The organism is Geobacter hydrogenophilus (assembly GCF_018501225.1).
Taxonomy (GTDB): domain Bacteria; phylum Desulfobacterota; class Desulfuromonadia; order Geobacterales; family Geobacteraceae; genus Geobacter; species Geobacter hydrogenophilus.
The window spans coordinates 41,662-63,685 of record NZ_JAHCZI010000003.1; the positions used below are offsets into that span (position 1 = coordinate 41,662).

A 22,024-nucleotide genomic window follows, 5' to 3' on the forward strand; every position below is an offset into this window, starting at 1 on the left:
GAGCAATTATCTCCCCGGGAGGCGACCCATCGGCGAGCTCAGACGACTCTACGGATACATGCGGGAACGTCGCGGGACGTATGTCCTTGGCGCCATCTATCTGCTCGGGACCAACGCCTTCTCTCTTCTGATCCCATGGCTCCTGAAGCTGGCGGTGGAAAGCCTCCGGAATCCGGACACTGCCACCCGTTCCGCCGCCTGGTACGGTGGGGTTATCATGGTCACGGCCCTTTTCCACGGCGTGATTCGGATCTTTTCCCGCACGACGCTCCTCCATGCTGCCCGGCGAATCGAGTATGCCATCCGCGAAGACCTCTTTGGAAAGCTCCTCACCCTCGACATGCCCTATTTTGCCGGGGAGCGGACCGGCGACCTCATGTCCCGCTTCGCCAACGACCTGACCAACGTCCGGATGCTCCTCGGCTTCGGCATCCTGAACGTCATCAATACCGCCCTGGTCTATGTGTCCGCCATAGTTCTCATGGCGAGCATCAACCGCTCCCTCACCCTCTGGGCCGTCATCCCCTTCCCTCTCATGATCGTCGCCGCCAAGGGGATTACCCGGCGGATGTTCCATCATTCCAGGCGGGCCCAGGAGGAGTTGGCGCGCCTCACCAGTCAGGCGGAAGAGAGCATCGCCGCAGCCGTGGTGGTGCGCTCGTACTGCCGCGAAGAGGCGACGGTGGCCGCCTTCGAGGAAACCGGCCGTCGCTACCTGGCCCGCAACATGACCATGGCGCGGCTGCGGGGGTTCCTGCTTCCCATCATGGCGGCCGCCTCGGCCTTCGGCACCCTCATTGTCCTCTTCCTGGGTGGGGAGCGGGTCATTGACGGCGTCATGACTCTGGGGGATTTCGTCGCCTTCAACGGCTATCTGGCCATGCTGGTCTGGCCCACGATCGTTTTTGGCTGGATTCTCAACCTGATCCAGCGGGGGGGCGCGTCCATGGCCCGCCTCAACGAGGTGCTGGACGCCACTCCCATCGTCACGGAGCCGAAGGCGCCGGCCGATGCCGGTCCTCCCCGGGGTGAGATCGTGCTGCGGGGGGTGAGATTTTCATACAACGGCATGGGGGAAGCGTCGTCGCAGGTTCTAGGCGGAATTTCGCTCGCTATTCCAGCCGGTTCCCGCCTCGGCATCGTCGGGCCCGTGGGGAGCGGCAAATCGACTCTGGTTCGCCTGCTGGCCCGGCTCTATCCGGTTCCGGATGGTCAGATTTTCCTGGACGGGGTCGACATAAACCGGCTCCCGCTGGCCCAGCTCCGGAGCGCCATCGGGTTCGTTCCTCAGGAGAGTTTTCTCTTTTCCCGCACCATCCGCGAGAACATCGCCTACGGCAGTGAGGGGGCGACTGTGGAGGAGATCGCGGTGGCGGTGCGCCTTGCCAGTCTGGAGGGGGATGTGCTCCGCTTCGCCGACGGCTACGATACTCTGGTGGGGGAGCGGGGCGTGACCCTCTCCGGTGGCCAGAAGCAGCGCGCCGCCATCGCCCGGGCACTTCTCAAGAATCCGGCCGTCCTGATCCTTGACGACCCCCTGTCGGCCGTGGACGCCCAGACCGAAGAGGCGATACTCGAGGGGCTTTCGGGTTATTGGGGCGATCGAACCGTCATCGTTGTCTCCCACCGCCTCTCGGCCGTGCGGGAGTGCGACCGGATCATCGTGCTGAAGGATGGCGTCATTGCCGAGCAGGGGAGTCATGACGAGCTGGTGGCCCGTGACGGGCTCTACGGCGCCATGTGGCGTGAGCAGCAGATTCGCCGGGAGCTTGCGAGCCTCTGAGTTGTCCGGTATGCTCTTCTGCAGTGAGAAAAGTGGGAGAAAAAAGTGGCTTTACAAACCGGGGGGCTTATACTATAGTCCATGGTTCCGGAGAGATGTCCGAGAGGTCGAAGGAGCACGACTGGAAATCGTGTGTACTGCAAGGTACCGAGGGTTCGAATCCCTCTCTCTCCGCCATAATGGAAATCGACAAGTCCGCCGTGGCTTGTGTGACAATAACACCGAGGCCCGGACACCCGTTCCGGGCCGAGCGTCTTTTGCGGGCAGAGCTGATAGCTGGGTCCCGCGCAACGGTAGGTTATGAACCCCGCCAGGTCCGGAAGGAAGCAACGGCAGTAACTGACACCGTGTGCCGCGGGGAAGCCCAGCTATCAGTTGTGCCCGCAACGCCCCCGTTACACCCTCCCCCCCTTTCCGAGCACGCAAGCATCCGACCGCGTCGTGAGGTGTTGATCCCTTGTCCTATCTCGTTCTCGCGCGAAAGTGGCGCCCCCAGACCTTCAGCGACCTGACCGGCCAGGAGCATGTCAGCCAGACCCTTCAGAACGCCATCGATTCCGGCCGCATCGCCCATGCGTTCCTTTTCACCGGCGCCCGTGGGGTCGGGAAGACCTCGTCCGCCCGCATTCTGGCCAAGGCCTTGACCTGCGAGCAGGGGATGAGCCCCGAGCCGTGCAATGTCTGTCCCGCCTGCACGGAGATCACCGCCGGCACCGCCGTGGATGTCCTGGAGATCGACGGCGCCTCCAACACCGGCGTCGACGACATCCGGGAGTTGCGGGAGAACGTCAAGTACCTCCCGTCCCGGCTTCGCTACAAGATCTTCATCATCGACGAAGTCCACATGCTCTCCACGAATGCCTTCAACGCCCTGCTGAAGACCCTGGAAGAGCCCCCTCCCCACGTCAAGTTCATCTTCGCCACCACCGAGCCCCACAAGGTGCCGATCACCATTCTCTCCCGCTGCCAGCGGTTCGACTTCCGGCGGATACCGCTGGGCAAGGTGGTGGGGCGCCTGCGCCACATCGTGGACCAGGAGGGGATCGCCATCAGTGACGCGTCTCTCACCATGGTGGCTCGCAAGGGGGACGGGAGCATGCGCGACTCCCTGTCGGTGCTCGACCAGGTCCTCGCTTTCTGCGGCGATCAGGTGCGGGACGAGGAGGTGGTGAGCCTCCTGGGGGTGGTGGACCGACGGCTTCTTCTCGATGCCACGGCGGCGGTCTTTGGCCGGGATACCCGGACAGTCCTCGACATCGTGGCGCGGGTGGACGAGTTCGGCTACAATATGCGGCAATTCTGCGGCGAACTCATCGACCACCTTCGCAACCTCCTGATCCTCAAGGCGGTGGGGGACGGCACCGACCTCCTTGACCTTTCTGAGGCGGAACTGGCGACCCTGCGGCAGCAGGCGGAGAGCGTTCCTCTTGATGACCTTCAGAGGCACTTGACGGTGCTGCTGCGGGCTGACGGGGAACTCGGCCATACCTCCTTCCCCCGGCTCGTGCTGGAGATGGCCCTGGTCAAAATGGCGACTCTGGCGCCGGCGGTGCCGGTGGATCAGCTCCTGGAGCGTCTGAACCGGATCGAGGAAGAAGGCGGCGGCGTTGCCGACGCTCGGGTCCAGTGGCGGCCAACTCCCCCGGCGCCTGCCGGTTCTAGGGCACCTGAACGCACCGCCGCCACTCCACCGCCACGGACGGCCGAGCGGCAGGCTGCACCCTCTGCTCCCGCTCCGCGCCGCGAGGAGGCTAAGCCCGCGTCGGAGCCTCGCCGGACCGGCGATTCCTGGGCTGATTTCGTCGCCCTCGTCAAGGGGAGGAAGCCCCGGCTCGGCTCCATGCTTGAGCAGGGGAGCCCCCTTGTTGTCACGGCGGAACGGCTGGAGATCGGTTTTCCCGAGGGTGCCTTCGCCCTCGCGAGCCTCAGGGACAGCGACTCCCAGGCCGCCTTGAAGGAGCTGGCCCGCCAGTTCTTCTCGGCCGAGCCCGTCCTCGTCATGCGTCCCCTTGCCCCTGGCGCGGCGGAGGCTCCTCCCAATCTTCTGGAAAAAAAAAGGGTTGAGAAGGAACAGCAGCAGACCGTCCTGAAGCAGGCCGCCACCTCTCATCCCGCGGTTGCCGATGCGTTGGATGTCTTCGGAGGCACCCTTGCGGAGGTTGAGCCCCTGGAGGGGAAAGAGCCCCGCTAACAATGTTTTAATTTCAACAAAACTCTTTAATCAAGAGTAAATCTCATTCCACGAAACCACGGAGGAACAGATGTCCAAAGGTTTGGCAGGTATCATGAAACAGGCCCAGATGATGCAGCAGAAGATGGCAAAACTGCAGGAGGAGGCGGCGCAGCAGACCGCAGAGGCGACGGCGGGGGGGGGTGCGGTGACTGCCGTGGTGACCGGCAAGAACCAGCTCGTTTCCCTGACGATCAAGCCGGAAGCGGTTGACCCTAATGATGTGGAAATGCTCCAGGACCTCATCGTTGCCGCAGTGAATGAGGCCCTCAAAAAGGTTCAGTCCAAGTTTTCCGAGGAGATGGGCAAGATTACGGGCGGCCTCAATATCCCCGGTCTTTTTTGAGTCTGGCATGGGTCTGTCCGGGCATTGTCCCGGTTGCAGCCGGTTTTGGGGCGGTAGCTGGAAGGCTGTCGCCCCTTCTTTGTATCTGCCGCGAAAATGAAAACTCTGCTTGATTTTTGGGGTGGTGGCGGGCTCACGGTTGCAGCATCAAAACGGTAAATTTTACTGTAACTAAAAAATCTTTAGTGCAAATCGCAAAAAGCGGTGGAACTTTACTGCGAGTAAAAAGTTTTATTTTCGTTTTAATAAAAAATTGTTTTATCTTTGGCGGGAACTATGCTACAGTCGTCAAACTCGTTTGCGCGGCTCCTTGCGGAGTTGCAGAAATTGCCGGGTGTCGGTGAAAAAACCGCGTTGCGGCTCGCTTTTCACCTGCTTAAATACCCGGAGAATACCGCGGCCCTTGCCGAGAGCCTCGGCGAGGTGCTGAGCCGGGTGAAATTCTGTTCCATCTGCTTCGGCATCACCGAGGAAGATCCCTGCCGGCTCTGCAGCAGTGACCGGGACGAGACGTCCCTCTGTGTTGTCGAGGAACCCCAGGACCTTCTGGCGGTGGAGAGGACCCGGGCCTTCAGGGGGCGTTACCACGTCCTTCAGGGGGCCCTGTCGCCGTTGAACGGCGTCACCCCCGATCGGCTCCGGATTGCCGAGTTGATGCGGCGGCTCGAAGGGGGAGCGGTGCGGGAGGTGGTCATTGCCACCAACTTCTCCGTTGAGGGGGAAACAACTGCCCTCTATCTTGCGCGGCAGATCAAGCCCCTCGGCATCAGGGTCACGCGGCTTGCCCACGGCATCCCCCTGGGGAGCGATCTGGAGTATGTGGACGCAGCCACGGTCCAGCGGGCCCTCGAGGGGCGGAGCGAATTGTAGGACAACTCAGGAACGACGACAGTTTAACGCTGTTTCGTATTTATCACAGAGGAGGAGAGCATGAGTCGCAACATGGTTACCATCGACGGCAACACAGCGGCCGCCCACGTGGCCCACGCCACCAACGAGGTGATTGCCATCTACCCCATCACCCCGTCTTCGGTCATGGGAGAGATCTCGGACATGAAGAGCGCCATGGGTGAGAAGAACATCTGGGGGACCATTCCGTCGGTCGTCGAGATGCAGTCCGAGGGGGGCGCTTCCGGTGCCGTCCACGGCGCGCTCCAGGCAGGGGCGCTGACCACCACCTTCACCGCCAGCCAGGGCCTGCTCCTGATGATCCCGAACATGTTCAAGATCGCCGGCGAGTTGACCTCCACGGTTTTCCATGTCTCGGCCCGCGCCATCGCGGCCCAGGCCCTCTCCATCTTCGGCGACCACTCCGACGTCATGTCCTGCCGTTCCACCGGCTGGGCCATGCTCTGCTCCAACAACTCCCAGGAGGTCATGGACTTCGCCCTGATCTCCCAGGCCGCCACGCTTCGCGCCCGGGTGCCGTTCCTCCACTTCTTCGACGGCTTCCGTACCTCCCACGAGGTTCTGAAGGTTGAAGAGCTGACCTTCGACGACATGCGCGCCATGCTTGACGACGAGCTGATCGCCGCCCACAAGGCCCGGGGCCTCTCCCCTGACCACCCGGTCATGCGCGGCACCGCCCAGAATCCCGACGTCTACTTCCAGGGGCGTGAGACGGTCAACTCCTACTACCCGAAATGTATCGAGATCGTCGAAGAGGAGATGAACAAGTTCGCCAAGATCACGGGCCGCCAGTACAAACTGGTGGATTACGTGGGCGCTCCCGACGCCGACCGGATCATCGTCATCATGGGCTCCGGCGCCGACACGGTGCAGGAGACCGTGGAGAACCTGACAGCCAAGGGCGAGAAGATCGGCGTGGTGAAGGTCCACCTCTACCGGCCGTTCCCCATCGATGCCTTCATCGCCGCCCTGCCGAAGACCGTCAAGAAAATCGCCGTCCTCGACCGGACCAAGGAGCCCGGCGCCCTGGGCGAGCCCCTCTACCTGGATGTCCGTACCGCCATCGGCGAGGCCATGGCCGACGGGAAATGCCAGTTCGACGGCTATCCGGTCATCGTCGGCGGCCGCTACGGCCTCGGTTCCAAGGAGTTTACCCCGGCCCAGGCCAAGGCAGTGTTCGATAACCTTTCCGTCGCCAAGCCGAAGAGGAACTTCGTGGTCGGCATCACGGAAGACGTCACCAACAGCAGCCTCCCCTGCGATCCCTCCTTCTTCAACCCGATGGAAGGGGCCTACCAGGCCATGTTCTTCGGCCTCGGCTCCGACGGCACCGTGGGCGCCAACAAGAACTCAATCAAGATCATCGGCGAGATGACCGACAACAACGCCCAGGCCTACTTCGTCTACGACTCCAAGAAGGCCGGCTCCATGACCACCTCGCACCTGCGCTTCGGCAAGAAGTACATCCGGGCGCCGTACCTGGTGCAGGAGGCCGACTTCGTGGCCTGCCACAACTTCGCCTTCGTGGAGAAGTACGACATGCTGGCCAAGGCCAAGCAGGGAGCCACGTTCCTCCTGAACGCCCCCTTCGACCACAACGAGATCTGGGACAAGCTCCCCACCGACGTGCAGCAGCAGATAATCGACAAGAAGCTGAAGTTCTACGTGATCGACGGCGTGCGGCTCGGCAACGAGATCGGCCTCGGACCCCGGATCAACGTCATCATGCAGACCGCCTTCTTCAAGATCTCCAACATCATCCCGCTGGATCAGGCCGTTGCCGAGATCAAGGATGCCATCAAGAAGTCCTACGGCAAGGCGGGCGAAGCCGTTGTCGCCATGAACAACAAGGCGGTCGATGCCGGCCTCAACAACTTCTACGAGGTGAAGGTGCCGGAGAAGGCCACCAGCACCATCACGAAGCCCCCGGTCGTCAGCCCCAAGGCGCCCCAGTTCGTCCAGGAGACCACCGCTCCGATGATCGCCGGCCTTGGCGACGATCTGCCGGTTTCCAAAATGCCGGCCGACGGCACCTTCCCGACGGCCACCGCCCAGTTCGAGAAGCGGAACATCGCCGTTGATATCCCGGTGTGGGACGAGCAACTCTGCATCCAGTGCGGCATCTGCTCATTCGTCTGCCCCCACGCCACCATCCGGATGAAGGCCTACGACGCCTCGGCCCTTGCCGGCGCTCCGGCCACCTTCAAGTCGGTGGACTGCAAGGTCCCCGAGTTCAAGGGGCAGAAGCTGACCATCCAGGTGGCTCCGGAAGACTGCACCGGCTGCGGCGCCTGCGTCCACAACTGCCCGGCCAAGAGCAAGGAAGACCCGAACCACAAGGCCATCAACATGGCCTTCCAGGCTCCCCTCCGTGCCCAGGAGGTGGCGAACTGGGAGTTTTTCCTCGCCCTTCCCGATGTTGATCCGACCGTGGCCAAGCTGGATACCGTTCGCGGCTCCCAGCTGGTCCGCCCGCTGTTCGAGTTCTCCGGCGCCTGCGCCGGCTGCGGCGAGACTCCGTACCTGAAGCTTCTGACCCAGCTCTTCGGCGATCGGACCCTTATCGCCAACGCCACCGGCTGCTCCTCCATCTACGGCGGTAACCTCCCCACCACTCCCTACGCCAAGCGGGCCGACGGGCTTGGTCCGGCATGGTCCAACTCCCTGTTCGAGGACAACGCCGAGTTCGGTTACGGCATGCGGCTGGCCGTGGACAAGTTCAACGCCATGGCCCTTGAGCTGATCGACAAGCTTTCCTCCTCCTGCTCTTGCTCTTCCTGCACGAGCGCGGTACCCCTCATGAACGAGATCAAGGGTGCCGACCAGTCGACCCAGGCCGGCATCGAGGCCCAGCGGAACCGGGTAGCTGAGTTGAAAAAGGCCCTTGCCGGCTGCCCCGAGTCGGAGGCCAAGCGTCTCCTCACCGTTGCCGACTACCTGGTCAAGAAGTCGATCTGGTGCATCGGCGGCGACGGCTGGGCCTACGATATCGGTTACGGCGGTCTCGACCACGTCATTGCCAGCGGCAAGAACATCAACCTGCTGGTACTCGACACCGAGGTTTACTCCAACACCGGCGGCCAGGCCTCCAAGTCGACCCCGCTGGGCGCCGTCGCCCAGTTCGCCGCCGGCGGCAAGGCCGTTTCCAAGAAGGACCTCGGCATGATGGCCATGTCCTACGGCTCGGTCTACGTGGCGGCCGTGTCGCTTGCCAATCCGGCCCAGTGCATTAAGGCCATGCTGGAGGCCGAAGCCTATGACGGTCCGTCCCTCATCATCGCCTATGCCCACTGCATCGCCCACGGCATCGACATGACCAAGGCCGTGGATTGCCAGAAGCGGGCGGTTAACTCCGGTTACTGGCCGCTGTACCGCTACAACCCGGCGCTTGCCGCCGAGTGCAAGAACCCGCTGCAACTGGATAGCAAAGCCCCGACCATTGCCTTCGAAGAGTACGTGAACAGCGAGAACCGCTACCGCGTCCTCAGGAAGAACAACCCGAAGGGGTACGAGGAACTGATGCGGAAGGCGGCTGCCTGGTCCAAGGCCCACTTCGGCTACTACCAGAAGCTGGCGGCCCTCAACTTCGAGGAAACCTGCGAGAAGTAACGTCTGCCCGTAACAACAAAAAACCCCGACAAGGATTCTTGCCGGGGTTTTTTGTTGCACGAAACACCATGGACAGATACTGAAAGTGTCATTGATACGCTGGCCTTGATTTTGCAGAAATGTCGGCTAGTTGCGGAAGTGCTAGCGGCGGCTGTGACGGCAGGTGCCGCACCGACGCTGTTTTCTCTCCTTGAACGAGTGTCAAATTTTTGTTATAACCCATCCGTATCGGTGCAAATTTTTTACAGCCCGGTGAAGGGGTGCATACATGGCAGATCCTCAGATGGTGATGTACGACGAGGAGTTCAGGCTGATCAATCTTGCGATCGAGAAGCTGCTCCGGGAGGCCAACGCCAAGGTGATCTTCCTGGTCGACAAAAACGGCCAGCTCATCGCCGGCTGCGGCGAGACCGAGCGGTTCGACACCACGTCGCTGGCATCGCTCACCGCGGGAAACATCGCCGCCACCGGCGGTCTTGCCAAGCTGATCGGCGAGAAGGAATTTTCCATCCTGTTCCACGAGGGGGAAAAGGACAACCTCCATATCTCCATCGTCGGCGGGCGGGTGATTCTCGTGGTCCTCTTCGACACCCGTTCCTCCCTGGGACTGGTCAGGCTTCGGGTCAAGAAGGCCTCTGAGGAGTTGACCGCCATCTTCGACCGGCTCATGAAAAAGGCCGAGGAGAAGGAGCGGAGCGGCATCCAGGAGTTCCCCTTCGCCGAGATCACCGACGACGACATCGATAATCTCTTCAACTGACGGCCCGGGGGTACGGCGGATGTCCTTCATAAACTACGCATCGCGCGAGATAAACTGCAAGATTGTCTACTACGGGCCGGGCCTCTGCGGCAAGACCACCAACCTCCAGTACGTCTACCAGAAGACTGCCCCCGAGGCGAAGGGGAAGATGATCAGTCTCGCCACGGAAACGGAGCGGACTCTCTTTTTCGATTTCCTCCCCCTGGCCCTTGGCGAGATCCGCGGCTTCAAGACCCGGTTCCACCTCTACACCGTCCCCGGCCAGGTCTTCTACGATGCCTCCCGCAAGCTGATCCTCAAGGGTGTGGACGGCGTGGTTTTCGTGGCCGATTCCCAGGAAGAGCGGATGGATGCCAATATCGAGTCCCTGGACAACCTCCGTTTCAACCTCAAGGAACAGGGGTACGATCTGGACAAGCTTCCCTATGTCATTCAGTACAACAAGCGGGATCTGCCGGAAGTCCTGTCCGTGGAAGAACTCCGGCGGGAACTGAACCCAACGGGCGTTCCCGAGTTCGAGGCCTGCGCCTCCACCGGCGAAGGGGTTTTCGAGACCCTGAAGGCGGTCGCCAAGCTGATTCTCATTGACCTCAAGAAAGGGCGCTGAAGCTTCGGTGCGTAGATTGTCCCCAAGTTTGTGGCCCATGGCATTGCCATGGGCCTTTTTTGTTTTGCCTGCCGGTAAAATGACGTAGAATGGCGGCCACCGACGGTTAGAAGCCGAAGGACGGGCTTTCAGGCGGGGGACGATGCATTTCGGCGGTGCCTACGAAGACGAGATAGTTGGGAAGGCCTATGACGGCAGGCTCATGGCGCGGTTTGTCCGCTACGTGCTCCCCTACCGGTGGCTCGCCGTGGCAGCCCTCTGCCTCCTTCCCCTCTCGGCGGCGGCCCGGCTTGCCCAGCCCTGGATCATGAAGGTGGCCATCGATGAGCACATTGTCACCGGCCGGATGGAGGGTCTGCCGCTGGTGGCGGCAGGGTTTCTCGCCCTGATCCTTGTCGAATCGCTCCTGACGTTCTTTGAGGTCTGGCTCCTCCAGTACCTGGGGCAGAAGGTGATGTTCGATCTCCGCATTGAGCTTTTCAGTCACGTCCAGCGGCTTCCGGTCTCCTTCTTCGACCGGACTCCTACCGGGAGCCTCGTGACGAGGCTCACCAGTGACGTGGAAGTCCTCGGCGAGATGTTCGCAGCGGGGATCATCACGGTGGTGGGGGATATCCTCTTCCTGGCCGGGATCGTCGGGGTGATGCTCTGGATGAACCTGAAGCTCTCCCTGGTCACCTTCGCAGTCCTGCCGGTGCTCATCTGGGTCGCCTTCACGTTTCGGGTCAGGATGCGCAAGGCCTTCCGGGAGGTGCGGGCTCGGCTGGCGAACCTCAATACATTTCTGGCCGAGACCATCGGCGGCATGGCGGTCGTTCAGCTTTTCAACCGGCAAGAAACCGAGCGGCGGGAGTTTTCGCGGTTCAATGCCGCGTACCGGGACGCCAACCTCCCGGTCATCACCTGGGATGCCTCTCTCTACGCCCTGGTGGAGACCCTTTCCTCCATCGCCGTGGGGCTCATCATCTGGTACGGCGGGGGGGAGATCGTCGGGGGCGCCCTCACCTTCGGAGCACTGGTGGCGTTCATCCAGTACACCGAAAAATTCTTCGGCCCCATCAGGGATCTCTCGGCCAAGTACTCCATCATGCAGGGAGCCATGGCGGCCCTGGAACGGATTTTCAACCTGCTGGACACGGAAAGGGATGGATACCCCTCACCCGGACGTCGGCTTCCCTCTCCCCCGTGGACAGGGGCTGGGGGTGAGGGGGGAATCAACGCCATTAGCTTTCGGGACGTCTGGTTCGCCTACAAGGACGAGGAGTACGTCCTCCAGGGGATTAACCTCACCATCCGGCGGGGGGAGAAGGTGGCGCTGGTGGGGGAGACCGGCGGCGGCAAGACGACGGTGACCCGACTCCTCTCCCGCCTCTACGACGTGAGCAGGGGGAGCATCAGCTTCGACGGCACCGATATCCGGGAGTTGCCCCTTCCCGAACTCCGGCGCCGGATCGGCGTGGTCCTCCAGGAACCGTATCTTTTCACCGGCACCATCGGGTTCAATATCTCCCTGGGGGACAAGGGGGCCGCTGCCAGGATGGAGGAGGCGGCACGGCTCGTGGGGGCCGCCCGGTTCATCGAGGCGCTTCCCAAAAAGTACGACGAGGAAGTGCGGGAACGGGGAGTGAACCTCTCCGCCGGCGAGCGGCAACTCATCTCCTTTGCCCGTGCCGTGGCCTTCGACCCGGAGATCCTCGTCCTCGACGAGGCCACCTCCAGCGTCGACAGCGAGTCTGAGCGGCTCATCCAGGAGGGGCTCCAGGCGCTCATGGCCGGGCGGACGTCTCTGGTGGTGGCCCACCGCCTCTCCACGGTCCAGGATGCCGACCGGATCGTCGTCATCCATCGGGGTGAAAAGGTGGAGGAGGGGACCCACCGGGAGCTCCTGGCCGCCGGAGGGGTCTACGCCCGGCTCCATCAGCTTCAGTTCAGGGAACAGGACAATCCATGAAACACCTCATCCTCGGCACCGCCGGCCACATCGATCACGGCAAGACCTCCCTCGTCCGGGCTCTCACCGGTATTGACACCGACCGTCTCCCCGAGGAGAAGAAGCGGGGGATCACCATCGAGCTCGGCTTTGCCCACCTGGAGCTGCCGGGAGGCGTCCAGTTCGGCATCGTGGACGTGCCGGGGCATGAGCGCTTTGTCCGGACCATGGTGGCAGGGGTGGGGGGGATGGACCTGGTGATGCTCGTCATCGCAGCCGACGAGGGGGTCATGCCCCAGACTCGGGAGCACCTGGAGATCTGCCAGCTCCTGGGGGTGAAGAAGGGGCTTGTTGCCCTCACCAAGAGCGACATGGTGGACCCCGACTGGCTCGGTCTCGTGGCCGAAGAGGTACGGGAGTACCTGGCAGGGAGCTTCCTGGAGGAGGCGCCGGTGGTGCCGGTCTCGTCCCGGACCGGCGCCGGAATTGACGAGCTGAAAGCTGAACTGGCCCGGCTTGCCGCCCAGGTGGAGGAAAAGCGGAGCGAAGGCCCGTTCCGCCTCCCCGTGGACCGGGTCTTCACCGTCACCGGCTTCGGCACGGTGGTGACCGGGACGCTCCTGGCCGGCGAGATCCGGGTGGGGGACGAGGTTGAGCTGCTCCCGTCGGGGAGGGCGGCCCGGGTGCGGGGTGTACAGACCCACGGCCGCAAGGGTGATGCGGCCGGCGCCGGCCAGCGGGTGGCCGTGAACCTCCAGGGGGTGGAGCACACGGAGGTGGTGCGGGGGGACATCGTGGTGCCCCGGGGCGTTTTCCGGGCCACCCGTGCCGTGGATGTCCGACTCGACCTCCTATCCTCGGCCCCCAAGGAGCTTCGGCACCGGGCCACGCTCCGGCTCCATTCAGCCACCTACGAGGTCCCGGCCCAGGTGATCCTCCTGGACCGGGACGTCCTGGCGCCGGGGGAATCCGCCTTTGTCCAGCTTCGCCTGAAGCATCCGGTGCTCCTCCTCCCCGGCGACCCCTTCGTGCTCCGCTCCTACTCCCCCCAGGTCACCGTGGGCGGCGGCCGGGTCCTGGATCCGATGCCCCCCCGTCGCCGGCGGCGCTCCGATGAGGCGCTGGCGCTCCTCCATGCCTTGGGGGAGCACGCCGAGGCGGACACCGTCAGGCTCCTGGTGGCCGGAAGCCTCCTCTCCGGCGTTGCCTTCGAGGAAATATCGCTCCGCAGCGGCCTCTCCCCCCGCAGGACCGAGGCTGCCCTGGCCTCGCTCCTGTCGGCCGGCGAGGTGGTGCAGGTGGTCCGGGAACCCCGGATCCTCCTCTCCCGGGAGGCGTTCGGTTCCCTCAAGTCCTATCTTCTGGGGGAGGTGGAAGGGTATCTGCGGGATAACCCGCTGAAAGAAGGGATCGGCAAGGAGGAGTTGAAGACCCGCCTTCCGAAGCGGAGTGATCCCCGTTTCTTCACGCCACTGCTGACTTCTCTCGAAAAGGAGGGCAAGGTGGTGGTGGAGCGGGAACTGGTGAAACTCCCCGGCCGCACGGGAGAGCCGACCGTGGACCAGTCCGGCCTCCAGGGGCGGATCGAGGCAGCCCTTCTGCGAGGTGGCTTCGAGCCTCCCACCGTGAAGGAACTGTGCGACCAGCTTCGCTGCGGCGAGAAGGAGATCCTGGAGCACCTGAACATCCTTGCCCGGCAGGGGCGGGCCGTGAAGCTCAAGAGCGACGTGTTTTACGCCCCCGGCCCTGTCGGAGAGATCCGGGAGAAACTCGTCGCCCGCCTTCGGGAGAAGGGGGAGATCACCCCCCCGGAGTTTCGGGAGCTCACCGGTCTCTCCCGTAAATTCATGATCCCCCTCCTTGAGTTTTTCGATCAGGAGAAAATCACCATCCGGGTTGGCGACAAGCGGATTCTGCGTAAGGGGTAAAGGTTCGCACTCTGGCGCATTGCAAGAGTTTCATTATGGCGTACTATTTAACGGCCAGTTTTGGGAAAAGCGGGACGCGGAGAGGAGAGTGCCGATGGAGAAGTTTCAGGTTCTTCTGGTGGAGGATAATCCGGACGATGAATTTCTCGCGTTGCGCGCCTTGCGCAAGCAGGGAATCGACAACGTTGTCGTTGCCCACGATGGGGAAGAGGCCCTTGCCCGTCTTCTGGGCTCCGGTTCTCCGGAGGGTGGAGGGGTGTTTCTCGAACCGGCTTTTATTCTGCTCGACCTGAAGCTGCCGAAAATAAACGGTATCGAGGTTCTCACCGCCCTCCGCGGCAACGAGAGGACCAGGCGGGTTCCGGTCATTGTCATCAGTTCGTCCCGGGAGGAGACCGACCTGAAATGCTGCCGGGAGTTGGACGTCCTCAGCTGCCTGACCAAGCCGGTGGATGGGAAAGAGATAGTTGGTATCCTGGAGAAGGCCGGCCTCTTCGATACACCTCCCTCTTGACGCGCCCTGCCCCGTGGGGGGGGCGACGACCTCCATTAACGCGCCATCGGGTAAAAATACCTTCACAAGCCGGGGATAATGTGGTAATTGTTACGTCTTTCCAGCCGCTTTCCCTTCTCACTTTTTCCCGCGACGGTTACCTGTGATGGCAAAGAAAATCTGCATAGCGAATCAGAAGGGCGGGGTCGGCAAGACCACCACCGCCGTCAACCTGGCCGCTTCCCTTGCGGCGGCGGAAAAGCGGACGCTCCTCGTGGACATGGACCCCCAGGGGAACGCCGGAAGCGGCGTCGGCATCGACAAGGGAAGCCTGACGGAGTCGGTCTACGACGCCATCATCAACGACGCCGATCCGGCAACGCTCATAGTCAGGACAGATCTCGCCTGTCTCGATCTTCTTCCCGCCACCACCGACCTGGCCGGCGCCGAGCTGGAACTCGTCTCCGCCATGGCGCGGGAATGGAAGCTCAAGGAGGCCCTGGCACGCCTTGATGACCGGTATGACTACATCATCATCGACTGTCCCCCGTCCCTGGGGCTTCTCACCGTCAATGCCATGACCGCCGCCGACTCGGTCCTTATCCCGCTCCAGTGCGAGTACTACGCCATGGAAGGGCTCTCCCAGATCATCAAGACCATCAAGCTGGTTCAGAAGGGGCTCAACCCGAAGCTCGCCATTGAAGGGATCCTTCTCACCATGTACGACGGCCGCATCAACCTTTCCCGCCAGGTAAGCGAGGAGATCCGTACCCACTTCGGCTCCCTTGCCTTCCAGACCGTGGTCCCCCGCAACGTGAGACTCTCCGAGGCCCCGAGCCACGGCCGTCCCATCATCCTGTACGACATAACCTCCAAGGGGGCCGTCACCTATATGGAGCTGGCCAAGGAACTCATGGAAAGGGAGGCGCACCATGGTTAGGAAGACCGGACTCGGCAAGGGGATGGCGGCCCTTCTCCCGGTCGTGGAGGAGGAGGGGAAGCGCTACTTCTCCTGTCCCATCGAAGAGATCCGTCCCAACCGGAACCAGCCCCGCAAGACCTTCACCCCCGACAGGTTGGAAGAGCTTGCCGCATCCATCCGCGAGAAGGGGATAATCCAGCCCCTCGTGGTGCGGAAAAAGGGAGACCACTACGAGCTCATCGCCGGCGAGCGCCGATGGCGGGCCGCCCAGAAGGCCGGGCTCCGCGAGGTGCCGGTGGTCATTCAGGACGTCTCCGAGGATACCGCCCTGGAGATGGCCCTCATTGAGAACATCCAGCGGGAGGATCTGAACGCCGTGGAGGAGGCCGAGGCCTACCACGCCCTCATGGAGAACTTCAGCCTGACCCAGGACGAGCTTGCGAAGCGGGTGGGCAAGGATCGATCCACCGTGGCCAATTCCCTGCGGCTCCTGAAGCTTCCCGCCGAACTGAAGAAGGACATCGTTGAGGAGCGCCTGGCCATGGGCCATGCGCGGGCGATTCTTGCCCTCGATACCGACCTCCAGATGCGGGAGGCCCGGGATGCCGTCGTGAAGGGAAACCTCACCGTGCGCGAGGCGGAAAGCCTTGTGAAAAGGTTGAAGGGGGAGCAGAAGCCCAAGCCTAAGGCTGCAGCCGTGGAGGTCCATGCCGCTGACCTCGTGGAGCAGTTGCAGCGTCGCTTCATGACAAAAATTGCGGTTCGCAAGAGCGGCAAGGGGGGCAAGATCGAGATTGCCTACGGCAGCCGCGACGAACTTGCAAGAATCGTCGATCTTCTGCTTGGTTAAAGGGCGTGCGATACGGTCGGGCGAAAGCAGGCCGTGTCGTTTTTTGGATAAATTTGTTGACAAGCGCCAATACGTGTGATAGCTAACGTCTGTTTTGCGGCCTTACGACCGCATATTTTTTTGATACAGTACCCCGTATACGGAATACAAACTACAAGTGGTGGATTTTACGGAGCGGTAGCGTGATAAGTTTAGATCTTGCCTTTGTGATTCAGTTCGTAAACTTCCTGGTCCTCCTCCTGATTCTGAACATCTTCCTCTACAAGCCGATCAGGAAAATCATGGCGGACCGGAAGGCGCAGATTGACGGCGCAAAAGAGCGGGCCGCTGCGGTTGACAAGGACGTGCAGGAAAAAATGGCCCTCTATGAAGCTCGCCTGCGCGAAATCAAGGCGAAGGCCAATGCCGAGCGCGAGACTCTCCGCAACAGCGCGCTTCAGGAAGAGGCTGCTGTCATCGAGAAGGCCCGCAAGGAAGCTGCCGATTCTCTCTCCTCCATCAAGAACAGGGTGGCGAAAGAGGCCGCCGACGCCAAGGAGCTGCTGGCAGCCCAGGTCCGTACCCTGTCCCTTGAAATCTGCGAGAAAGTCCTTGGGAGGAGTCTGTAACATGGCATACGCATTCAAGAAAAAGGGGCTCCTGAAGTCCGTGATGGTGCCTGCCGCGGTCTGTGTCGCCGTGATCGGTCTGGCAGCCCTCGGGTTTGCCGCCGAGGGGGGCGAGGGTGCCCACCACGTTGACACCGGCAAGCAGATGAAGGATTTCATGTGGAGGGTCATCGACTTTGCCGCCCTTCTCGGTGTCATCATCTGGGCCCTCAAGAAGGCCAATGCCAAGGGTGCCCTGGCAGACCGCACCGCCAACATCGAGAAGGCCCTGCGCGAAGCCGAGGAGGCCCGGGCGGCTGCCGAGAAGAAGTTTGCCGAGTACAGCGGGAAGCTGGAAAAAGCCAACCAGGAGATCGACGGGATTTACGCCGCAATCCGCAAGGAAGCCGAGTCGGAGAAGGAGCGGATCATTGCCGAGGCGAAAATGACCGCCGACAAGATTCGCGAGCAGGCCGCCGCCACTGCCTCCCAAGAGGTCCTCAAGGCAAAGGCGGAGCTTCGCGGGGAGGCTGCGCGCCTTGCCGTCCAGATGGCTGAGCAGTCCCTGCGCGAGAACATCAAGAAAGACGACCAGGATCGGCTGGTTAACGACTATCTTACGAAGGTGGAGAACTTACATTGATCTCGAACGCTATTGCACGTCGCTACGCCAAGGCGCTGGTGCAGCTCGGGGCCGAGGAAGGCGCGGTCGACCGGTTCGGTGCCGAGTTGGGGCAGTTCGCAGCCCTGCTTGAAGGAAACGCCGACATCGATTCCGTCCTGAAAAGCCCTGCGTACCGCATTGAAGCCAAGAGGGAAATTCTCAAGGACGTCCTTGCGAAGCTGAGCCTCTCCGGCACGGTCTCCAACTTTCTCCAGGTTCTCCTCGACCGGGGGAGAATCGGTTTTCTTCCCCAGATTGCCCACAGCTATGCCGCATTCGCCGACGAGCTTTCCGGCGTTATCCGCCCGGTGCTCACCTCGGCTTTTCCTCTTGAGGATGCCCAGGTGGAGAGCATGAAGGGCGCGCTGGTCAAGGCAACGGGTAAGAAGGTGCAGCTGTCGGTCCAGGTGGAGCCCTCGCTCATCGGCGGGGTGATCACCAAGATCGGCGACAAGGTTTTTGACGGCAGCGTACGGACCCAGTTGAACAGGATTCAGGATATATTACAGAAGGGGTGAGAGGTTCCATGGAAATCAGAGCCGAAGAAATCAGCGAAATTATCCGCAAGCAGATCAAGGAGTACGGCAAGGAGGTCGAGGTGGCCGAGACCGGCACCATCATCTCCGTCGGTGACGGTATCGCCCGCATCCACGGCCTGGACAAGGCCATGGCCGGCGAGCTCCTGGAGTTCCCCGGCGGGGTCTCCGGCATGGTTCTCAACCTCGAAGAGGACAACGTCGGTGCGGCGATCCTCGGTGAAGACAACGAGAACATCAAGGAAGGGACCACCGTCAAGCGGACCGGCAGGATCGTCGAGGTTCCGGTGGGCGAGGCCCTCATTGGCCGCGTTGTCAACGCCATCGGCCAACCCATCGACGGCAAGGGCCCGATCAACACCACCACCTTCGGTAAGGTCGAGGTGAAGGCCCCCGGCATCGTCAAGCGGAAGTCGGTCCACCAGCCGATGCAGACCGGCCTCAAGGCCATCGATGCCATGGTTCCGGTCGGCCGCGGCCAGCGGGAGCTCATCATCGGCGACCGCCAGACCGGCAAGACCGCCGTTGCCATCGACACCATCATCAACCAGAAGGGTGGCGACCTCATCTGCATCTATGTCGCCATCGGCCAGAAGCGTTCCACCGTTGCCCAGGTGGTGAGCAAGCTCCAGGAGCACGGCGCCATGGATTACACCATCGTCGTTTCCGCCTCCGCCTCCGAGCCGGCACCGCTCCAGTTCATCGCCCCCTACACCGGCGTCACCATGGGCGAGTACTTCCGGGACAACGGCAAGCATGCCCTGATCATCTACGATGACCTCTCCAAGCAGGCCGTTGCCTACCGCCAGCTTTCCCTGCTCCTTCGCCGTCCGCCGGGGCGTGAAGCGTATCCGGGCGACGTCTTCTACCTCCACAGCCGCCTCCTTGAGCGTGCTGCGAAGCTCTCCGACGACTGCGGCGCTGGTTCGCTCACCGCACTGCCGATCATCGAGACCCAGGCCGGCGACGTTTCCGCGTATATTCCGACCAACGTCATTTCCATCACCGACGGCCAGATCTACCTGGAGAGCGACCTGTTCTACTCCGGCGTCCGCCCGGCCATCAACGTCGGCCTCTCGGTCTCCCGGGTCGGTGGTTCCGCCCAGGTGAAGGCCATGAAGCAGGTTGCCGGTACGCTTCGTCTGAACCTCGCCCAGTATCGGGAAATGGCGGCCTTCGCCCAGTTCGGTTCCGACCTGGACAAGGCGACCCAGATGCAGTTGGCCCGCGGCGAGCGCCTCGTCGAGATTCTCAAGCAGCCCCAGTACCGTCCGATTCCCAACGAGAAGCAGGTCCTCATCATCTTCGCCGCCAACAATGGCTACGTCGATGACTACCCCGTCGCCTCCCTGCGCCGTTACGAGAGTGAGCTCTATTCCTTCTTCGACGGAAGGAAGACCGATATCCTCGCCGAACTGCGCGACAAGAAGGCGATCGATGACGACCTCAAGGGCAAGATCGTTGCCGCCCTTGACGAATTCAAGAAGGAATTTACCGCGTAATCTAAGGACGGTCCTCCAGATATGGCAAGCCTGAAAAGCATTAAAAAGCGTATTGTCTCGGTCAAAAACACCAGGCAGATAACCAAGGCCATGAAGATGGTCTCGGCTGCGAAGCTGCGCCGTGCCCAGGAAAACGTGGTTGCCGCCCGCCCCTATGCGAAGAAGCTGGGGGAGGTTCTGGGTCGCCTGGCCAAGAGCCAGGACGGAAGCTCAAGCCCCCTGCTGCAGAAGCGTATCAGCCAGAAGGCCCTTCTCGTGGTGGTTACCTCCGACCGGGGTCTCTGTGGTGGCTTCAACGCCAACATCTGTAAGGCTGCGGAGCGCTTCATCAGGGAGAAGAAGGCTGAATTCGCCGAGATCTCCGTGACCACCGTCGGCCGCAAGGGCTTCGAGTTCCTCAAGAACCGGCAGAAGATCAACAAGAACTACGGCAACGTCCTTTCGAACCTCAGCTACCCCACCGCTGCGCTCTTGGCCCAGGAAGTGGTCGAGGGATACGTGGCGGAGGAATACGACGAGGTATATCTCCTCTTCAACGCGTTCCGGAGCGTCATGTCCCAGGACATCACCCTCCAGCAGCTCCTCCCGATTGTTCCCGAGGAGACAGCCGAAGAGGAGTACGTTCCCGAGTACATCTACGAGCCCTCCAAGGGGGAGCTCCTTGACGAGCTCCTTCCCAAGCACATCGAGGTGCAGGTATTCAAGGCGCTGCTGGAGTCGGTGGCATCGGAGCATGGCGCCCGGATGACCGCCATGGACAGCGCGTCCAAGAACGCCACCGAGATGATCGGCAAGCTGACCCTTCAGTACAACCGGGCCCGCCAGGCAGCAATCACGACCGAGCTCATGGAGATCATCTCCGGCGCCGAGTCGATCAAGGGATAAGTTAATCTCACGATTATAAAATAGAGGCCCGGCACGGGCCGCAGGAGGAAGAGGCACCATGAGTCAGAACTTTGGTAAAATTTCGCAGGTTATCGGCGCGGTTATCGACGTCGAGTTCGAGCCGGGCAAACTGCCTCCCATCTACAACGCCCTCCGGGTTACCAACCCGGCCATTGACGATAAAGAATACAACCTGGTGCTCGAAGTTGCCCAGCACCTGGGCGAGAACTCCGTCCGGACCATCGCCATGGACTCCACCGACGGCCTCGTCCGCGGCCAGTCCGTCCTCGACACCGGCAAGCAGATCTCCGTGCCGGTCGGCCGCAAGACCCTGGGCCGCATCCTGAACGTCATCGGCGAGCCCGTTGACGAGATGGGTCCGGTCAACGCCGAGAAGGAATACGGCATCCACCGTGAAGCCCCTGCGTTTGTGGACCAGTCCACCAAGGTAGAAGCCTTCACCACCGGCATCAAGGTCGTTGACCTCCTCGCTCCTTACGCCCGGGGCGGTAAAATCGGCCTCTTCGGCGGCGCCGGCGTCGGCAAAACCGTTCTCATCATGGAACTCATCAACAACATCGCCAAGCAACACGGTGGTTTCTCCGTGTTCGCCGGTGTGGGCGAGCGTACCCGTGAAGGGAACGACCTCTGGATGGAGATGAAGGAGTCCGGCGTTCTCGATAAGGCCGCCCTCGTGTACGGCCAGATGAACGAGCCTCCCGGGGCCCGTGCGCGGGTTGCCCTCTCCGCCCTCTCCATCGCCGAGTACTTCCGTGATGAGGAAGGGCAGAACGTTCTTCTCTTCGTTGACAACATCTTCCGCTTTACTCAGGCAGGTTCCGAGGTTTCCGCGCTTCTTGGCCGGATCCCCTCCGCCGTTGGTTACCAGCCTACGCTGGCCACCGAGATGGGTGAACTCCAGGAGCGAATCACCTCCACCACCAAGGGCTCCATCACCTCGGTTCAGGCCATCTACGTTCCGGCCGACGACCTTACCGACCCGGCCCCGGCAACGGCCTTCGCCCACTTGGACGCAACGACCGTTCTTTCCCGTCAGATCGCCGAGCTCGGCATCTACCCCGCCGTTGACCCCCTCGACTCCACGTCGCGGATTCTCGATCCCCAGGTCATCGGCGAGGAGCACTACGCCATCGCCCGCCAGGTTCAGTACGTTCTCCAGAAGTACAAGGACCTCCAGGACATCATCGCCATTCTCGGTATGGACGAACTCTCCGAAGAGGACAAGCAGGTCGTTGCCCGCGCCCGTAAGATCCAGCGCTTCCTCTCCCAGCCGTTCCACGTTGCCGAGGCCTTCACCGGCAGCCCCGGCAAGTACGTGGAGCTGAAGGACACCATCAAGGGGTTCCAGGAGATCGTTGCCGGCAAGCACGACGATATCCCCGAGCAGGCCTTCTACATGGTCGGCACCATCGAAGAGGCCCTGGAAAAAGCGAAGAAACTTGCTGCCTAAGGTACACATGAC

Annotated in this window: 18 protein-coding genes, 1 tRNA gene and 1 other RNA gene; all 20 read left to right on the top strand. The window is 62.0% G+C overall.

The genetic code is table 11. The annotated features are described in order from the left end of the window. Positions 1–58: 58 nt before the first annotated feature. The 20 genes from KI811_RS06130 (at position 59) to atpD (ending at position 22,012) form a co-directional block, all read left to right on the top strand. Positions 59–1,783, top strand: coding sequence for an ABC transporter ATP-binding protein (locus KI811_RS06130; RefSeq protein WP_214185986.1), 1,725 nt, complete (start codon positions 59–61; stop codon positions 1,781–1,783). Between the two features lie 89 nt (positions 1,784–1,872). Then, positions 1,873–1,960: transfer RNA gene (locus KI811_RS06135), tRNA-Ser, on the top strand. Positions 1,961–2,057: 97 nt separating this feature from the next. Beyond that, positions 2,058–2,156, top strand: an RNA gene (gene ffs, locus KI811_RS06140) — signal recognition particle sRNA small type. Positions 2,157–2,240: 84 nt separating this feature from the next. Further along, complete coding sequence (dnaX, locus tag KI811_RS06145; protein ID WP_214185599.1) at positions 2,241–3,974, top strand: DNA polymerase III subunit gamma/tau; 1,734 nt, start codon at positions 2,241–2,243, stop codon at positions 3,972–3,974. A gap of 70 nt (positions 3,975–4,044) precedes the next feature. Then, on the top strand, positions 4,045–4,359 hold the full coding sequence (locus KI811_RS06150; protein WP_004514228.1) for a YbaB/EbfC family nucleoid-associated protein: 315 nt from the start codon (positions 4,045–4,047) through the stop codon (positions 4,357–4,359). Between the two features lie 276 nt (positions 4,360–4,635). After that, positions 4,636–5,229, top strand: a complete 594-nt coding sequence (recR, locus tag KI811_RS06155; protein WP_214185600.1) for a recombination mediator RecR — start codon at positions 4,636–4,638, stop codon at positions 5,227–5,229. Positions 5,230–5,289: 60 nt separating this feature from the next. Next, positions 5,290–8,877 carry a pyruvate:ferredoxin (flavodoxin) oxidoreductase gene (gene nifJ / locus KI811_RS06160; protein WP_214185601.1) on the top strand — a complete coding sequence of 1,196 codons (3,588 nt, stop codon included), beginning with the start codon at positions 5,290–5,292 and terminating at the stop codon, positions 8,875–8,877. Positions 8,878–9,145: 268 nt separating this feature from the next. Continuing rightward, on the top strand, positions 9,146–9,637 hold the full coding sequence (locus KI811_RS06165; protein ID WP_004514225.1) for a roadblock/LC7 domain-containing protein: 492 nt from the start codon (positions 9,146–9,148) through the stop codon (positions 9,635–9,637). Positions 9,638–9,656: 19 nt separating this feature from the next. Further along, entirely contained in the window at positions 9,657–10,244 is a 588-nt protein-coding gene (locus KI811_RS06170; protein ID WP_214185602.1) for a GTP-binding protein, read from the top strand. A gap of 142 nt (positions 10,245–10,386) precedes the next feature. After that, on the top strand, positions 10,387–12,195 hold the full coding sequence (locus KI811_RS06175) for an ABC transporter ATP-binding protein (RefSeq protein ID WP_214185603.1): 1,809 nt from the start codon (positions 10,387–10,389) through the stop codon (positions 12,193–12,195). After that, positions 12,192–14,102, top strand: coding sequence for a selenocysteine-specific translation elongation factor (selB, locus tag KI811_RS06180; RefSeq protein ID WP_214185604.1), 1,911 nt, complete (start codon positions 12,192–12,194; stop codon positions 14,100–14,102). The genes KI811_RS06175 and selB overlap by 4 nt, the downstream gene beginning before the upstream one ends. Before the next feature lie 94 nt (positions 14,103–14,196). Beyond that, entirely contained in the window at positions 14,197–14,616 is a 420-nt protein-coding gene (locus KI811_RS06185; protein WP_214185605.1) for a response regulator, read from the top strand. A 145-nt stretch (positions 14,617–14,761) separates the two neighbouring features. Beyond that, positions 14,762–15,535 (top strand): ParA family protein, encoded by a 774-nt coding sequence (locus tag KI811_RS06190; protein WP_214185606.1) that lies wholly within the window; start codon positions 14,762–14,764, stop codon positions 15,533–15,535. Continuing rightward, a complete protein-coding gene (locus tag KI811_RS06195; RefSeq protein ID WP_214185607.1) occupies positions 15,528–16,367 on the top strand; it encodes a ParB/RepB/Spo0J family partition protein in 840 nt (279 codons plus the stop codon). Before KI811_RS06190 ends, KI811_RS06195 begins: the two co-directional genes overlap by 8 nt. 182 nt (positions 16,368–16,549) lie before the next feature. Then, entirely contained in the window at positions 16,550–16,975 is a 426-nt protein-coding gene (locus KI811_RS06200; RefSeq protein WP_214185608.1) for a F0F1 ATP synthase subunit B, read from the top strand. Between the two features lies 1 nt (position 16,976). Continuing rightward, a complete protein-coding gene (locus tag KI811_RS06205) occupies positions 16,977–17,597 on the top strand; it encodes a F0F1 ATP synthase subunit B (RefSeq protein WP_214185609.1) in 621 nt (206 codons plus the stop codon). Continuing rightward, entirely contained in the window at positions 17,594–18,136 is a 543-nt protein-coding gene (gene atpH, locus KI811_RS06210; protein WP_214185610.1) for an ATP synthase F1 subunit delta, read from the top strand. The genes KI811_RS06205 and atpH overlap by 4 nt, the downstream gene beginning before the upstream one ends. 8 nt (positions 18,137–18,144) lie before the next feature. After that, positions 18,145–19,656: a F0F1 ATP synthase subunit alpha gene (gene atpA / locus KI811_RS06215; RefSeq protein ID WP_214185611.1), complete on the top strand. Its 1,512-nt coding sequence runs from the start codon at positions 18,145–18,147 to the stop codon at positions 19,654–19,656. 21 nt (positions 19,657–19,677) lie between these two features. Then, on the top strand, positions 19,678–20,541 hold the full coding sequence (atpG, locus tag KI811_RS06220; RefSeq protein WP_214185612.1) for an ATP synthase F1 subunit gamma: 864 nt from the start codon (positions 19,678–19,680) through the stop codon (positions 20,539–20,541). A gap of 58 nt (positions 20,542–20,599) precedes the next feature. Continuing rightward, the gene (gene atpD / locus KI811_RS06225) at positions 20,600–22,012 is read left to right on the top strand and encodes a F0F1 ATP synthase subunit beta (protein WP_214185613.1); all 1,413 of its coding nucleotides are present in this window, start codon (positions 20,600–20,602) and stop codon (positions 22,010–22,012) included. The last annotated feature ends 12 nt before the right edge of the window (positions 22,013–22,024 follow it).